Origin of the sequence: Stenotrophomonas sp. JC08 (genome assembly GCF_052180205.1) — a bacterium.
GTDB lineage: Bacteria > Pseudomonadota > Gammaproteobacteria > Xanthomonadales > Xanthomonadaceae > Stenotrophomonas.
The window spans coordinates 2,576,425-2,591,536 of the sequence record NZ_CP197473.1; the positions used below are offsets into that span (position 1 = coordinate 2,576,425).

At 65.2% G+C, this 15,112-nt stretch carries 13 protein-coding genes; all 13 read left to right on the forward strand.

Translation table 11 applies throughout. The annotated features are described in order from the left end of the window. The first annotated feature begins 119 nt into the window (after positions 1 to 119). From ACSBPQ_RS11845 to ACSBPQ_RS11905, 13 genes are read left to right on the forward strand one after another with little or no spacing between them, the layout of a single operon-like run. Positions 120 to 908 carry a prepilin-type N-terminal cleavage/methylation domain-containing protein gene (locus ACSBPQ_RS11845; RefSeq protein WP_442682334.1) on the forward strand — a complete coding sequence of 263 codons (789 nt, stop codon included), beginning with the start codon at positions 120 to 122 and terminating at the stop codon, positions 906 to 908. 5 nt (positions 909 to 913) lie between these two features. Next, positions 914 to 1,477, forward strand: coding sequence for a hypothetical protein (locus ACSBPQ_RS11850; RefSeq protein ID WP_442682335.1), 564 nt, complete (start codon positions 914 to 916; stop codon positions 1,475 to 1,477). Continuing rightward, complete coding sequence (locus tag ACSBPQ_RS11855) at positions 1,474 to 2,865, forward strand: hypothetical protein (RefSeq protein WP_442682336.1); 1,392 nt, start codon at positions 1,474 to 1,476, stop codon at positions 2,863 to 2,865. Before ACSBPQ_RS11850 ends, ACSBPQ_RS11855 begins: the two co-directional genes overlap by 4 nt. After that, positions 2,862 to 3,389 carry a hypothetical protein gene (locus tag ACSBPQ_RS11860; protein ID WP_442682337.1) on the forward strand — a complete coding sequence of 176 codons (528 nt, stop codon included), beginning with the start codon at positions 2,862 to 2,864 and terminating at the stop codon, positions 3,387 to 3,389. Before ACSBPQ_RS11855 ends, ACSBPQ_RS11860 begins: the two co-directional genes overlap by 4 nt. Beyond that, on the forward strand, positions 3,386 to 3,976 hold the full coding sequence (locus ACSBPQ_RS11865) for a hypothetical protein (RefSeq protein WP_442682338.1): 591 nt from the start codon (positions 3,386 to 3,388) through the stop codon (positions 3,974 to 3,976). Before ACSBPQ_RS11860 ends, ACSBPQ_RS11865 begins: the two co-directional genes overlap by 4 nt. After that, positions 3,973 to 4,755: a type II secretion system protein gene (locus ACSBPQ_RS11870; protein WP_442682339.1), complete on the forward strand. Its 783-nt coding sequence runs from the start codon at positions 3,973 to 3,975 to the stop codon at positions 4,753 to 4,755. Before ACSBPQ_RS11865 ends, ACSBPQ_RS11870 begins: the two co-directional genes overlap by 4 nt. A gap of 32 nt (positions 4,756 to 4,787) precedes the next feature. Beyond that, a complete protein-coding gene (gene mshL, locus ACSBPQ_RS11875) occupies positions 4,788 to 6,512 on the forward strand; it encodes a pilus (MSHA type) biogenesis protein MshL (protein ID WP_442682340.1) in 1,725 nt (574 codons plus the stop codon). Positions 6,513 to 6,514: 2 nt separating this feature from the next. Further along, positions 6,515 to 7,420 carry a tetratricopeptide repeat protein gene (locus ACSBPQ_RS11880; RefSeq protein ID WP_442682341.1) on the forward strand — a complete coding sequence of 302 codons (906 nt, stop codon included), beginning with the start codon at positions 6,515 to 6,517 and terminating at the stop codon, positions 7,418 to 7,420. After that, positions 7,417 to 8,811 carry an ExeA family protein gene (locus ACSBPQ_RS11885; RefSeq protein ID WP_442682342.1) on the forward strand — a complete coding sequence of 465 codons (1,395 nt, stop codon included), beginning with the start codon at positions 7,417 to 7,419 and terminating at the stop codon, positions 8,809 to 8,811. The genes ACSBPQ_RS11880 and ACSBPQ_RS11885 overlap by 4 nt, the downstream gene beginning before the upstream one ends. After that, complete coding sequence (locus tag ACSBPQ_RS11890) at positions 8,801 to 10,513, forward strand: GspE/PulE family protein (RefSeq protein WP_442682343.1); 1,713 nt, start codon at positions 8,801 to 8,803, stop codon at positions 10,511 to 10,513. The genes ACSBPQ_RS11885 and ACSBPQ_RS11890 overlap by 11 nt, the downstream gene beginning before the upstream one ends. Then, the gene (locus tag ACSBPQ_RS11895) at positions 10,510 to 11,766 is read left to right on the forward strand and encodes a type II secretion system F family protein (protein WP_442682344.1); all 1,257 of its coding nucleotides are present in this window, start codon (positions 10,510 to 10,512) and stop codon (positions 11,764 to 11,766) included. Before ACSBPQ_RS11890 ends, ACSBPQ_RS11895 begins: the two co-directional genes overlap by 4 nt. Positions 11,767 to 11,779: 13 nt before the next feature. Further along, the gene (locus tag ACSBPQ_RS11900) at positions 11,780 to 12,463 is read left to right on the forward strand and encodes a type II secretion system protein (protein WP_442682345.1); all 684 of its coding nucleotides are present in this window, start codon (positions 11,780 to 11,782) and stop codon (positions 12,461 to 12,463) included. Between the two features lies 1 nt (position 12,464). Beyond that, the gene (locus tag ACSBPQ_RS11905) at positions 12,465 to 15,071 is read left to right on the forward strand and encodes a hypothetical protein (RefSeq protein ID WP_442682346.1); all 2,607 of its coding nucleotides are present in this window, start codon (positions 12,465 to 12,467) and stop codon (positions 15,069 to 15,071) included. Positions 15,072 to 15,112: the final 41 nt, after the last annotated feature.

The following is a 15,112-nucleotide window of genomic DNA, read 5'->3' on the forward strand; positions in this document are numbered from 1 at the left end:
GCCGCGTCTTACGCCGCTCTTACGTCACCGGCCTATCTAGTTGGCGCGAACACACGGCCGGTCGCCTTCCTCGTCGGATCGAACCGCCATCTCGCTTCAACCACAAGGGGCTTTTTGCAATGAAATTACGATCCAAGCGCCAGCAAGGCGGTTTCACCCTCGTCGAAATGGCCGTCGTACTGGTCATCATCGGCGTCATCATCGGCGCGGTCATGATCGGCCGTGATGTGCAGCGCAACGCCGAATACACCCGCATCAAGCAGAAGTTCGTCGACCAGTGGGTGGTGAGCTACAACAGCTACCACCAGCGTTTCGGTGCACCGGTCGGCGACAACCAGGCCGCACCGCGCCTGATGGTCGGCGGCCGCGACTACGACATCGACATGACCGCCAATACCGCCAGCAAGGGCGCGGTCTGCAACGTGGCGGCTCCCCGCAACACCACCCCGGCGGTGACGCTGGTGCCGACCGATGGCGCCAAGCTGCGCGACTTCATGCGCGGCGCCGGCATCAGCCTGGCACCGGGTCGTGGTGAGGGTTTTGAAGACCGCTTCGCCTACCTGGACACCAACGGCAACCCGCAGGAAATCCAGATCTGTTTCCAGTGGAACCCGCCGGGCACCGGCTCGGGCTCGGGCAACGTCATGGTCATTTCCGGCCTGACCCCGGACCTGGCGCGCTCGCTGGACCAGATGATCGACGGCAAGCCCGATCCGCAGGGTGGCGCGTTCCGCCAGGCCGGCATCACCGCACGTGCGGCCTCGGACAACGCCGACACGATCAGCGTGGAATGGGCCGGCAACAACACCGACCAGAGCACCGGCTCGACCACGTCCACCGCACAGGGTGGTGGTGACGACACGATCCAGGTGATGACGATGGTCGCCCACTACAAGATGAACCAGTAACCACTATGGCCACCGCCTCTCCGTTGAGCCGGCTGCGCCGGTCACGCCGTCTATCACTGCTGCTGTTCGCGGGCTCGCTCATCGCCCTCGTCATCGCCGCGACGTGGTTCATCGCCGCACGCACGGACCTTGCCAGGTCCTACGACCAGCTCAGCAGCCGCAATCAGCTGCTTGCCCAGGCGCTGATGGCCCAACAGGAGGCGCAACTGAAAGTGGAAAACGCGCGTTCCGCGCAACAGGTCATGGACCGCCTGTCCGCCCTCGGGCTGCAACCCGAGGGCTGGGGCGAACGCATGATCAACCTGCGCTCCACCCAGCTGTCACGTGACGAATCCGCCGCCCTGCTGGCCGGCATCGCCGCCGGGCCGGACCGCCTGTTCGGTGCTGAAGCCTTCGAGCTGTCGGTCACCAACCCTGCCGAGGGCCTGTTCCACCTGCCCGTACTCGTGGATGAACGGATACCGGCCCCTCTGCAGGTGACCTTGCGCGGCAGCCTGCTGTTCCGCACCGGTCCGGCCGACGACAACGGCATCGCCAGCACCAGCACCACGGGAGCCAGCCAGCCATGAGCATGCAGAGCATCATCCAACTGGCCGGACGCTGGATCGTCTTCGACAACGACACGGTCACCCTCTCCACGACACGTCCACGCGTGGAACAGCCGGCATGGCTGTTCTGCGAGTTCGAGGGCGGTGTCAGCAGCGTGGTTTCGCTGGAAGGCAGCCCCGCGCACGCGGTGGCGCTGATCGAAAAACGGCTGCGCGCCGACGGCATGATCGATGGCGACGGCAAGATCCTCATCCACAAGAGCCGGACCATGGGTGCCGGCTACCAGAGCCTGTTCACCGCCGTACCGCTGGATGTCTGGCAACAGACCTTCGCCTGGGCCGAGGCGCAGCCCGACCACTGCCTGCTGGTGCCGATCACCTCGCTGATGTGGAACGCGATCAAGTCCGGCGAGGGCCTGATTGTCCAGAATGGACGGCAGTTCTCGGTGCTGGCGCTGCGCAAGCACGACATCATCCACCGCTCGTCGATGGCGTACAGCGAAGACGCCACGGACCTGGCCATGACCGTTGGCGCCCTCGCCGGCCAGGTAGCCGACGACCTGGCACGCAACAACGAGGATGGCAGCGAGACCATGGTGTTCCAGTGGTGCCCGCTGCTGATGCCACAGCCACTGCCGGGCGAATCCACGAGCAGCGAGACGCTGGCCGAGATATTTTCAGCCAACACCGGCTGCCAGGTACGTCAGGTACCGACCCGCACCTACAGGGACAACGACGGCGGCACCTGGCTGTCGGCCATCGACTGGGTGCGTTCCCGGAGCTCCACCCGCATCGCCGTCAATCCGTTGCCGAGCCGTGCCGCCCATCTTGCCGAATGGGCGTTGCCGCTGGCCTCCTGCGCCTCGCTGGTGTTTGCCATCGCACTGGGCGCACTGGGTGCGCGCTGGGCGCTGGCCGCAGGTGAAGCCGACGACCGTGCCGCGCTGATCAACCAGCAGATCGTCCAACTCGAACAGCAGACCCAGGCATTGGCTGGCGATATGCGCCTGCCGCAGGGTTTCGATGCGGCACTGGGGTTCATCGAGAAAGCCAAGGGCCTGTCCACCGGCATGGACCCGGTATCCGGGCTGCAGCTGATCCAGGAAGCCGCACAGGATGAGGTGCGGATCCTGCGGCTGCGTGTGGAACAGCCGGCCGATGCGGCCGGCCAGGCTGCAACCAATCCACCCGCCGACAGCCGCACCCTGCGTGTGGACGGCATGGTCGATATCGATCGCGGCACCCCCGGCATGCAGGTGGCGCACTTCGTCGAACGCCTGCGCCGGCAGGGATTCAACCCGGTGCCGCTGGACCCGCAATCGGGGGGCGGCACGCGCACCAGCAATGGCGGCATTTTCTCCTACCTGTTGAGCAGAACCCCTTCATCCGCCGTGGAGCCGACCCCGTGAAGAAGAAATACATCGCGATGGTCGCCCTCGCCGGCTGGATCGGCGTCACGGCCTGGCTGGCCTCGATGGTCATCGTCAAACCCGCCGTGCTGTTCCTCGGCAACAACCTCGACGAAAGCGCCGAGGCCGCCCAGCTGCGGGCCGCGGTACAGCGCAACAAGGCCGTGCTTGAGGTCGCGGGCAAACTGCGCGCCCCGGCGCCGGCAACAACCGGTGCCGACCTGATCGCCCTTCCCCGCCAGACGCCAAGCTCACCGGTGTTGGAAGGCGGGATGGACACGCTTGGGAACAGCGATAGCGAGCCTGCCAGCCCCACACGCCTGTCACTGATCATCCGCGCCCGGGGCGTGACCAGCGCGATTGTCGACGGCAACCGCGTCCAGGTCGGCAGCCGGCTGCCCAGCGGCGGCCGGGTGGCCGCCATCGGCGACACATGGCTGCGCCTGCGCCACGTGGACGGTTCGCTACAGACATTGAAGCTGCCCGGTATTGCCGGCGGTGCGTCGGCAGGAGCCCGGCAGTGACACGCACGTACAAAGTCCTCATCGGACTGGCGCTGGCCGCTGTGCTGCTGGCCGGTGGACTGACACTGCTGAAAAAATCACCCGGGAAAAGCACTGCATCTGCAGCGCCGGCAGTTGTGCAGGCACCGGCCGGCGCACAGCCGCCGGAATCCGTGCGCAGCGACATGGCAGGTGAGCCGGCACCGTGGGAAACGGCACAGGACGATGCGACCTCCACATCGGCACGCACGTCGACATCCCTCCCGCCTGCCAGTCTGCCGAAGGCGCATGCCGCGCTTTCCATCGCCCAGATGGACCAGCAGATCGCAATGCAGGAAGCGCAAGCCACCGCCATCCTGCAGCAGCTGGATCTGGCGGAGGCGCAGGGGACCTTGCCACCGGACCTGAATCCGGAGGCGGTACGTACCAACCTAAAGGTCGCGCTCAAGGCACAGAAGCTGGGACGTGAGCTGATCGCCTTGACCCAGCAACCCGGCACACCGGAGCGCCAGCGGCGCATCGCCCAGATCACGGCCGAGATGACCGCCCTGCAGCACGAGTTGCGCAAGGACGTGATGGTTGCCGCGGGTGCAGGTGCGAAACGATGACGTGCCGGCGGCTGCAGGGGGGATTCAATCTGGTCGAACTGTCGGTGGTGCTGGTCATCCTGGCGCTGCTCAGCGGCGCCGGCAGCCGCACCTACGAGCTGGTTTCGCAGGCGCGTGCGCAGACGGCCAACAGTTCCCGGTTGATCGAGGCCAACCAGGCGATCCGCAGCTATGTCGCGCGGCACAAGCGGCTGCCCTGCCCGGACAGCCGCAGCAACGCGCAGATCGCTGCCGGTACGCCGCTGCCGGCTGCCTGTCCGGTCGCCTTGACCAGAGGCTGGTTCCCCTACCACGCCGTGGGCATGGAAATGCCGCGCGAAGGCATGCGCTTGTTCTATGGAGTGCAGCGCACCACCGCCGCCGACCTTGTCCAGCCGAAGGAAATCGTTTCCGGAGAGTTCGCCAGCCTGGACGGTGCCAGCGCGCTGATCGAGTCGCTGAAACTGCTCGCCAAGGCGTCGCCCAGCACCGCACTTCCCTATTACAAGCATCCGGCACCGCGAGCACCGGACAGCTCCGCGACCGCGGTCATCGATTGCGGGACGGCGGGGGAAACCATCAACCCGGCCTACGTGATCATCGCCCCGGCAAAGGACCTGGACCGCATCGGCACGATCCATCCGGAGTTTGACGATGAGAACAGCCGCTTCGTCTCCCAGCAAGGCAGCACGTTGTGCTTCGCCCACCCCAATCGCCCCTCCAGCTTCCGCTATGACGACCTCGTCGTTGTGGAAAGCCCCATCGCGCTGCTCGGCTGGCTGACCCGCCTCGAGCGTTGAACTTCTATCAACCGTTTTCCGGGAACACGATCATGACCAGCCATCTCCGCACCGCCCGTCGTTCACAGCAGCACCGCCCCCTGCCCCGCCTGCTGGCCGGCGCCATCGGCACGCTGCTGCTGGCCGGCTGCGTCAATATGCCGCCGCGCAGCATCCAGGATCTGCCGGAAGTCGAGCACAAGGCGCTCGAACGCACCGGTGATGCGATCCGCGACGAGTCGGCAAAGCTGTTCGGCGCGCAGGACCGTCGCCAGCAGGCACTGGAGCAACACGCCCCCACCACCACGGCCACCACACCGCTGGCCCCGGCCTACGACCCGCTGGAACACAGCGTGGTCAGCATCAGCATGTATGACGCCGATGTCGGCCAGCTGCTGTGGGCGCTGGCCGGCGAATTGAAGATGAACCTGATCGTCGATCCGCGCGTGCTGGAGCAGAAGCAGCGTTCGAACCTGCACCTGTCCAACGTCTCCGCGCGCGAGGTGTTCAACCACGTTCTCGATGCGTTCGACCTGCACGGGGAAACGCGCAATGGAACCTTGGTGGTCAACCAGACCCATGAGCGCATCTTCAACGTCGACATGCTCAACTCGGTCACCTCGCTGGATCTTTCCGCCGGCGGTGACGTGTTCGGCGCGGGAATGTCCGGCGAAGGCGGCGGGCAGTCGTTGCGCGGCACCCTGACGATGAACGGCAGCATGGGCAAGGAGAACGATCCCTACAAGCAGCTGGCTTCGGCACTGGACATCATCCTGGATGCGGAAAAGGCCAAGCAGGCCTCGGCACCGGTCACCGATCCCAACCAGCCCCGGCCGGCAGCGGCCGCCAGCTACAACCTGGATCCGGGTGTCGGCACCCTGTTCGTACGGGCACGGCCCTCGCAGATGCGCGCGGTCGAGGAGCTGATCGAGCACAACAAGAAGAAGCTGCGCCGCCAGGTGCTGGTCGAGGCACAGATCCTGGATGTGTCATTGAACGATGACAGCAATTTCGGTGTGGACTGGAACCTGTTGCGTGACCGCGTAGCCGGCATCTATGGCGACACCGTCGCCACCATCCTGCCGCAAGCCGACAGTACGCTGGCCTACGACGGCCTGACCCGCCTGAACGCACAGGCGCGCACGATCATGTTCCCCAACCAGGCCCTGGGCAGCAGCCTGGGCCGCTCGATGGGGCTGAGCTATGCCAGCGACACGTTCTCCGCCGCGGTGAACGTGCTGCGCGGCTTCGGCAACGTCAAGGTGCTGTCCAACCCGAGCGTGCGCGTACGCAACGGCAGTCCGGCCTACCTGAGCGTCGGTACCAGCATCCGTTACGTCACCAAGTCCACCACCAACTTCTCCAATGCCGGGGGTGGTGGCGCCTTCAACCAGTCATCGGACATCCAGACCGACTCGCTGTTCTCGGGTGTGGTGATCGGCGTGGCGCCGATGATCCACGACAACGGCAACGTCGAGCTTCTGGTCCATCCGATGCAGACCGAGGTCGATACCAGCAGCCTGCAACTGCGCGAGTTCCCCAATGGCAACGCGGTGACCCTGCCGCAAGTCAACGTCAAGGGCATCACCACCACGCTCAATATGCGCGATGGCGACACCGTGATGCTGGGTGGCCTGATCGACCAGAACTCCGGCCTGAATGACAAGGGCATTCCCGGCCTGTCCGATGTGCCGGTATTCGGCCGGATGTTCGGCTCACGTGCCAAGCGCCACACCACCCGCGAGCTGGTGTTGGTGCTGAGGGTCAAAGTGCTGTGAGCATGATCTACGACGCCCTCAGGCACGCGCAGGCCGACTCGACGCCCGCGTCGAACGTCGCTGGCCCGGTCGCGGCCGTCGGCGTTGTCCGGCGGTCGCGCACGCGCTCAGCCTGGATCGTTTCCGGTCTGGGGGGCGCGGCCTTCGCGGGCATCGTGGTGCTTGCACTGGCCCAGCTCAACGACACGCCCGCAACGATGGCGGAGACGCAAGCGGACGCAGTCGACGTTGTGCCAGCGCCAGCAACGGCTGCCGACAACGCGGTGGTGGCAAGCACTGCCATTGTTCCGGTGGATGCGGCGACAGACCACACCGCACCGCCCCTGCCCGCGCCACTGCCGGCGTTTGCAACAGTCCCGGCCAGCCCTGTCACGCCGTTGTCGTCCCCCGATCCCATGACGGCCATCACCCGGGCAACAGTATCGGCAACCACCCCATCCACCCCGGCTGCACCAGTCGCAGGTGAGGAGCTGACCGATATACAAAGCGCGCATCTGCAGATCAACGTGACCCGTGCCGCGGCGACCTCTCCCACCCCTCTCCATGACGTGGGCGAGCAGCTGGCAGCACTGGACAGCGCGCTGGCCGACAATGATGTCGAGGCCATCCCGCAACTGCTGGCCACGCTGGGCCGGCAGCTGCCCGGCAACAGCCTGACCCTGCTGCGTGCCCGCGCATGGGCCGCGCATTCGCAAGGCGACGGCGATACCGCTGAAACGCACTACCGCACGATCCTGCGACGCGTTCCCAACGATGAACAGGCCGGGGTCAACCTGGCGTTGCTGGAAGCGGCGCGCGGTGACAGCGATGCCGCGCAGGCGCGACTGCGCCGCCTGGCATCACACAACGGCAATTCGCCGTTGATCGCGCGCGCCATGGACCAGCTCTCCGGAGCCGGCCGCCCATGAACACGGAAATGACCGCCCATCTGCAGCGGCTGGGTCTGTCCCGCTCGCCTTTCCCGCCCACGCCCGACAGCACCGGCTATTTTTCCTCGCCGCAGCTGGAGCGCGACCAGGTCGAGATCGGCCACCGTCTGCGCACCCGCGCCGGAATCGTGTTGTTGACCGGCGAAATAGGTACCGGCAAGACCACCTTCCTGCGCCGCCTCATCAAGGATCTCGAGCATGACGGAACCACCGTCTCGCTGGTGTTCAACACATTCCTGCAGGGGCCGGACCTGCTGGCCGCGGTGCTGCGCGACTTCGGCCTCGCCCCCAGTGGCACCCCGGCCGAAGACATCCAGAGCCTGAACCGGTTCCTGGTACAGCGCTGGCAGCAGCAAGTCACTTGCGTGCTGATCATCGACGATGCGCAGAACCTGGATATCGCCTCGCTGGAGCTGTTGCGGCTGCTCACCTGTCTGGAGTCCGAGCAGGAGAAGCTGCTGCAGATCGTCCTTGCCGGGCAGCCGGAACTGCTGACCCTGCTGGCCCGTCCCGAGATCCGCCAGCTGACCAGCCGCATCACCACCCATGTACAGCTGCAAGGTCTGGATGCCGCCGCCATCGGCCAGTACGTCCGCTTCCGCCTGTCAGCGGCCGGTGCCGGCGACGACATCGTGATCGACGACGATGCCGCGCGCGCGCTGCATGCCTACAGCACCGGCAACCAGCGCCGCATCCACCTGATCATGGACCGCTGCCTGTATGGCCTGTACGGCCAGCAGACGCCACGACGCATCGGCACAGCGCTGGTACACACCGCCGCGGCCGAATCCGGGGTCAGATCGCCTGCGCCGCGGCGACTGCCACCGCGCATGGCCATCGCCGCCTCGCTCGGACTGGCCGTGGCCAGCGGCCTGACCTGGGCGGTGATCAGCGCGCTTCCCGACAGTCACGCCTCGCGCCCGGCAACACCCGCACAGGTGTTACCTGCGACCTCCGGCACGAGCTTGCCCGCGCGGGATCCGGCCTGCGACGGCAACCGCGCGGCTGACACGGTCACCTACGCGATCCCGGCCACCACCGCACAGCCCCCCAGCATTCCGCAGAGCTGCATCCGCCGCGACGGTGATTACTGGCAGGTGAGCTGGCAGCCGGTCGCCGGGCGCGCCTCCACCGCCGACGCCCCGGTTCTGGCCCTGCAGCAGGCGTTGCAGAAAGTCGGCCAGTACGACGGCCGGCCCGATGGCGTACTCGGCCCGCTGACCCGACGCGCCATCGCCCGTTTGCAACATGCCCACGGGCTGCCTGTCACCGCACAGGTCGATGCCCTTACCGAGCATCTGATCAGCACCCTGCCTCCTTTCACCACCGCCTCCACGAACACCACGGATGTCCACTCCCATGACCGCTGACACACGCATTCCCTCGGCGACCGCAAACAACACGCAAGGGCTGGTGAGCCTGGAGCAGGCCAAGCTGGGCGTGCTGCTCAACGAACAGGGGTTGCTGGACCCGATCCAGCTGCATTACGCGCGGCAGAAGAACCTGGTCGAACAGACCAGCTTCGGTCGTCTGCTGATCCGCCACGGTCTTGCCAACGAATCGGACATCGTCCGCACCCACGCCGAAATGCAGGGCATTGACTTCGCGCCGGTGGAGACGCTGCCGATCCCCGATCCACGCATCCTGGCGATGTTCAACCGCGAGCTGTGCCAGATGCGGCAGTTCCTGCCGCTGCGCCGCAACGAGGACATGCTGGAAGTGCTGCTCGGCGATGCCGACCAGGCCGCGGTGGCGCAGCTGGTCCTGCAGCGCTCCGGGCTGCGCTGCCACTTCATCCAGGGCGAGTACGGCAAGGTCGCGCGGCTGATCCGCCAGACCTACTACTTCGCGCAGAACCCGATCGAAACGCTGCTGGAAAAGGAAATCCGCCGCCTGGCGGTCGACAACGACCACGCCTACAGCCCGGAGAAGCTGCTCGACTATCTGCTCCACCTTGCCGTGCGCGAGCGCACCACCGATATCCATATCGCCCCGTCCGAGCACAGCCTGCACGTGCTGTTCCGCGTCGACGGCGTGTTGCGGCCGATGTGGGCCATGCCCAATTCGCTGGCCCGCCTGCTGGGCTACATCAAGCTCTCCGCGGAGATGGATATCTCCGAGCAGCGCCGCCCGCAGGACGGCAGCTTCCGCGCCACGGTGCTTGATTCACCGCTCACGGTGCGTGTTTCCACCCTGATCACCGATTCCGGTGAGCGTATGGTGATGCGCCTGCTGCCCGAGCAGAGCGACCTGGCCGGGCTGGAGGAAATGGGCTTCTTTCCGGAAGATGTCAGCCTGCTGGAACGCCTGTTCGCCAAACCCGCCGGGCTGATCCTGATCACCGGCCCCACCGGCTCGGGCAAGAGCTCCTCGCTGCATGCCGCGCTGCGCATGCAGTCCCTGATCGAACGCAACGTGCTCACGGTCGAAGACCCGATCGAATACCGCGTGCCCGGCGCCGGGCAGACCGAAGTCAACCGCCGTGCCGGCTACGAGTTCGGCTCGGCCCTGCGCCACTTCCTGCGCCATGACCCGGACGTCATCCTGCTGGGCGAAATGCGCGATGCCGAAACCGCCCAGGCGGCGGTCGAGGCCGCTGCCACCGGTCACCTGGTGCTGTCCACCCTGCACGTCACCACGGTATTCGGCGTGGTGCCGCGCCTGCGTCCGCTGGGTCTGGAAGCCCAGGTGATCGCCGACAACCTGCTGGCAGTGGTCAACCAGCGACTGGTCCGCCAGGTCTGTCCGTTCTGCGCCACGGAATCGGCCTTCACCGAATCCGAATGCCAATGGCTGGATGTGCCCCTGGGAACCAGCGGCCGCCGCGGCACCGGTTGTGATCGCTGTCGTGGCAGCGGCTACTACGGCCGTCTTCCGGTCTACGACATCATGATCGTCGACGAGCAACTGGCCAACGGCATCGCCGATGACATCAACCGCGAAGGCCTGCGCAACCTGGCCATGTCGGCCGGCTTCCGCAGCATTGAAAGTATCGCCCGCCGTCGCATCCTCTCCGGCCAGACCACCACCGAGGAGATCCTCCGCGTGGTCGGCATCGGGCCCACGCCATGAACGTCTATTACTACAAGCTGCTGCTGTCCAACGGCCGGGTGAAAAGCGGCATCACCCAGCTGGCGGTCGAGCATGACGCTTCGGCCCGGATATGGCTGGAAAAAAACTTCGATGCGGTGGTGATCACCCTTACCCGGTTCCCCGGCTGGCTGGCGGAGACGCAGCGGTCGCTGTCGCACCTGGTGAAGCCGACCATCAAGCCGATCGAGCTGTCCGGCATGCTGCAGGACCTGGCGGTAATGACCAGCAGCGGCATTCCGGTGATGGAGGCATTGCGCGCGGTGGCCAATGAGGTCGGCCAGGGCCGCACTTCCAATGCGGCCAAGCTGGCACGGCGCATGCTGGAAGAGCTGGATGCCGGCGCATCGCTGAGCGAGGCGTTCGCCCGCTATCCGGACGCGTTCCCGGAGACCGTGCGCAACCTGATCATGATCGGCGACGAAACCGGCTCCATGGACCTGATGCTCAAGGAGGCCGCCGAGCATATCGAGCGTATTTCACGGATGACCGCCGATACCAAGCAGGCGTTGATCTATCCGGTGTTCGTGTTCTCGGCGATCATCGCCGCCGGCGGCTTCTGGATCTACTACGTCGTCCCCAATCTGGCCGATCTCTTCAAACAGATGAATGCCCAGTTGCCGCCGCTCACGGTGGCGGTGATGGCCGGCTCGGAATGGTTGATCTCGAATTTCGGCTACATCTTCATCGGCCTGGTCGCACTGGTCTTCACGCTCTGGGTGGCCTGGCGCTACAGCCGGAAGTTCCGTCGCGCCATCCACTACACCCTGCACAAGTTGCCGATCGCCAAGACGATCATGTTCTCTTCGGGACTGGCGTTCTTCACCGAATACATGTCGCTGCTGATCCGTGCCGGCGTGGACATGGTGTCCAGCCTGCAGGTGATGGAACGGGCGATGCGCGACGAGTATTACCGCGACCGCATCATCGCCATCCGCCAGGTGCTTGAACGCGGCGACCGGGTGTCCTCGGCGATGCGCCAGGTCGGCGGCTTCCCCTCGATGATGGTGCGGATGATCAGCGTCGGCGAAGACACCGGCACCCTGGACAGCCAGTTCTCACGGCTGTCCGAGGAATACAGCCTGCGCCTGCAGCGGCTGATCACCAACCTCTCGGAAATCATCAAGCCCGTCGTCGTGCTGTTTGGCGGCGGGATGTTCATTTTCCTGATTGTTGCCCTGCTTCTGCCGGTCTATGACCTGGTGCAGAAGGCGATCAGCTCACCCGCACTTTAAGGAACCCTCTGTCATGTCCCATGTACGCCGCCAGCGCGGCTTCACCCTGATGGAAATGTCCGTGGTGCTGGTGATCATCGCCGTCATTCTCGGCGCGGTTACCGTCGGCCGCGACGTCTACCGCAGTGCGGTGGCCGAGCGCATCAACAGCGACTTCATCCAGGGCTGGTTGCTCGCCTATGACCGTTATCTCGCACAAAGCGGCACCGTACCCAATGATCCGACCTACAGCGGCCTGATCGGCGGCTCCACGGGCGCGACTCCCCTGTGCGGCGATGAGCTGCTCAACCAGATGCTGGCCCGCGGCGTCGCACTTCCCGCAGGGGCGTTCGAGGGCAGACAGGACACCTATGCCTACCAGGACCGCAACGGCCTGACACAACGGCTTCAAGTCTGTTTGATGGCTGTCAAGGACTGGGCCGAACCGGTCAGCACCACCTCGTATATCCCGCGCAGCCGCAATGTGATGCGGATAAGCAACCTGACCCCGGAGCTGGCCAACCAGCTGGACCAGCGCATCGATGGTGGCGTGGATGCACGCTTTGGCCGCGTGCGCGAGGCCACCCGCCACAACACCACGTCGGTTTCACTCACGGCCGATGCTGGCAAGTGGAGCAGGAACGAACACCCTGAAAACGCGTCCCACCCCGAAGCACGGGTGGAGACCGTTACCGCTTACATCAAACTGGGCCAGTGAAATGAAACTTCGCCCCGCCAGCAAGCGCTGCCACCGGCCAGGAAGGCACCCGATCACCCTGCCGCGACAACGCGGTTTCGGCCTCATGCAGGCCATGCTGCTGACCCTGCTCGTCGGCGGCACGGTGGCGGCAACGACACTGGTCATCCACAGCAAGAAGCCCGTCCGCCAGGCGCTCACCCAGCAAGAGCAGCTGCACTGGGCCGACGAGGCCCTCGCCGCCTACGCCGCCGCGCACGCGCGCCTGCCTTGCCCTGCATCACGCTGGGACGAGGATCCCGCCTCCGTGATCGAGGACTGCACCGGCGGCGCGACCGGCGCCACCCGCAGCGTCGGCTACCTGCCGTTGGCGCTGTTGCCGGGCGCCCGCGAGATGGATCTTGGCCAAGGCCCCATCCGCTATTCGGTAGCCACCGGCACCACGACCCATGGAACAACGGCACGGCCGCTGTCCCTGCTCGAAGACCTGTATCTGCCGCGCGACCCGCTGGGTGAGCCGGTCGAAGGCTATGTCGATGCGGATGATGAAAGCACGCAGATCCGCAACGGTCTGGACTTCTGCGCCTCGCTGCATGCCAATACCCATCCGCTGGCATCGCTTTCCAGCCACCGCAGCAAAACCCGGACCGGCGTCGGCTTCAACTATGCCTACGGTCTGGTCGCTGCCGGCCCCACCGTAGGTAACGGCGACAGGTTTGATACCGGGCTCGCGACCGAGCTGCTGTCAGCGGATCATTCCGCCTTGGACTACGACGACAGGACGCTCGTCCGTTCATTCGACTCGCTGGCGCAGGCGGCCGGATGCCGCCAGTACGCAGGCCCGACCCCGGACGTGGAGCCGGCCAGCGTGTCGCTGCTGGCCATGGACATGCTCGCCGCGTCGGTGGCCAACCACGTGACCGTGGCCGACTTCCAGGAAAACAATGCCGGTAACGGCGAAGCGCAGGTCAACGATGCCGCCTTTGCCCAGTCTGTTGCCATTGCCGGCCTCGCCCTCAACGCCGGCGGACTGGCCGACATCATCATCAGCACCACCTGGAACAGCATCGACGCGGTGCGATCGGTGATCACATGCATCGCCTCACTGGGTATCACATGCTTTGAAGTTCCCTTCAAAGCCGCCGGTGTGGTCGGCAGCGTCCTTGCCGTCAGCAGCAGCATTGTCGCCCTGGCGCTGAATTCCGCCTCGATGATTCCGGTCTCGATGGCGCTTGATGCAAACGTCAAAGCACGTGACCGCGCCGAGCAATCGGCCAAGCCGCCGGTCAAGTCGATCGAGGATGCCCTGGAGACCATCCGTGCGACCCTCTATGGCTCCAACCAGACGTATTGCAAAACCCGCTACGACGCGGCAACCAACGCCCCAATCATCAAGTACGAGGACGGCAAGCAGGTCGTGAACGAAAAGGGCGGTATTGTCTACGAGTGTGACGATGTCACCGAGTTCGTTCCGGGGATGGACAAGGACGTCGAGTCGGCCAGGGAGCAGGAAGACAAACTTGTCGCAGCCTCCAATCTTTATCAGGTCAATAAACTGGACTGGTTCAACGACTCCCGGATCCTCTACCGCGTGGATCAGGATCGTTCCCACTCGCGCTATTTCGACAGGGTCTGCCGCAATACCGGAAGTGGCAACCTGATAGCGGGTTGCTCCCGCTCCCCAGGCGAGAACGAAACCGGTGGCTATGCCTGGGTCAACGTCTTCAAGAGCGATCTGGCCAGGACTCATGCGATTGCCAGGCGCAACTTGGCCGAGGGCTGGGCGCGGGCATTCCTCGACGTGGAGGATGCCGAAAACGACGTCGACCAGAAGCAGAAGGACCTGGACGGGTGGAAAGACCTGGTCAAACTGGCCGAGGGCGATGCCGCCGCCACCTGCCGTAAGGCCAACTCCAACGATCCTGCCGGGCAGCAGATCTGTCGCAACTCGCTGGCCCAGGTGCAGTACATGCAAACCTGCACCTACCGCGACAAGGACAACAATCTGTATTCGGAACTGTCACCTCCCGGGGGGGGCGGCCCCAACATGGATGCGCAGTGCACACCGGTCAAGGAAATGGTGCTCGTTGAGGCGAAAGCAGTGCTTCGCACCACCAAAGACAATTTGGGCAACGCGCAGCGCGCCTATGAAAACCAGGTTTCGCCTTACCTCACCTATCCAGCCGGATGGACCAGCAGCATGGTGAAGGCCGACGCGAGCGTGCCCAGCTTTGAATGGGTGGCTGACGGCCAGCCACACTATTTCCAGGTCGGCACGCAGGGCAGCAATGGCTACCACCTGGCGCAGGATGTGGGTAAGGAAGGCGGGAAGCCCTGCGGCAAATTCATCAATGGCAGCTTCCAGGTTGCCAGCCAGTGTTCACGATATCCCTACAGCCGCGCCTATCTCGACTGGATCCGTGCGGATGAGGCCGCTGACAAGGCGAAAGCCAGCCGCATTGAACTCGAGGCGCAGTTCGAGAAGCTGAAAAAGGAATATGAGCAATTGCAGGCGGCTGCAGCGCCCGGCGGGGCCGCCGAGGAAATGCTTGCCGTGGGTGCCGACGCCATCTTGCGGAAGGCCGACAGCCGTGGCGCGGTCGGACCTGGCAACAAGGACAGGCAATGAAGCGCGCGTACGGTTCCAGACAACAGGGTTTCAGCCTCGTC

Bases quoted from the DNA above. Each gene is read 5' to 3' on its own strand.
- ACSBPQ_RS11850 (WP_442682335.1), top strand. From the start codon at position 914: ATGGCCACCGCCTCTCCGTTGAGCCGGCTGCGCCGGTCACGCCGTCTA.
- ACSBPQ_RS11880 (WP_442682341.1), top strand. From the start codon at position 6,515: ATGATCTACGACGCCCTCAGGCACGCGCAGGCCGACTCGACGCCCGCG.
- ACSBPQ_RS11870 (WP_442682339.1), top strand. From the start codon at position 3,973: ATGACGTGCCGGCGGCTGCAGGGGGGATTCAATCTGGTCGAACTGTCG.
- mshL (WP_442682340.1), top strand. From the start codon at position 4,788: ATGACCAGCCATCTCCGCACCGCCCGTCGTTCACAGCAGCACCGCCCC.
- ACSBPQ_RS11885 (WP_442682342.1), top strand. From the start codon at position 7,417: ATGAACACGGAAATGACCGCCCATCTGCAGCGGCTGGGTCTGTCCCGC.
- ACSBPQ_RS11855 (WP_442682336.1), top strand. From the start codon at position 1,474: ATGAGCATGCAGAGCATCATCCAACTGGCCGGACGCTGGATCGTCTTC.
- ACSBPQ_RS11895 (WP_442682344.1), top strand. From the start codon at position 10,510: ATGAACGTCTATTACTACAAGCTGCTGCTGTCCAACGGCCGGGTGAAA.
- ACSBPQ_RS11900 (WP_442682345.1), top strand. From the start codon at position 11,780: ATGTCCCATGTACGCCGCCAGCGCGGCTTCACCCTGATGGAAATGTCC.
- ACSBPQ_RS11845 (WP_442682334.1), top strand. From the start codon at position 120: ATGAAATTACGATCCAAGCGCCAGCAAGGCGGTTTCACCCTCGTCGAA.
- ACSBPQ_RS11905 (WP_442682346.1), top strand. From the start codon at position 12,465: ATGAAACTTCGCCCCGCCAGCAAGCGCTGCCACCGGCCAGGAAGGCAC.
- ACSBPQ_RS11890 (WP_442682343.1), top strand. From the start codon at position 8,801: ATGACCGCTGACACACGCATTCCCTCGGCGACCGCAAACAACACGCAA.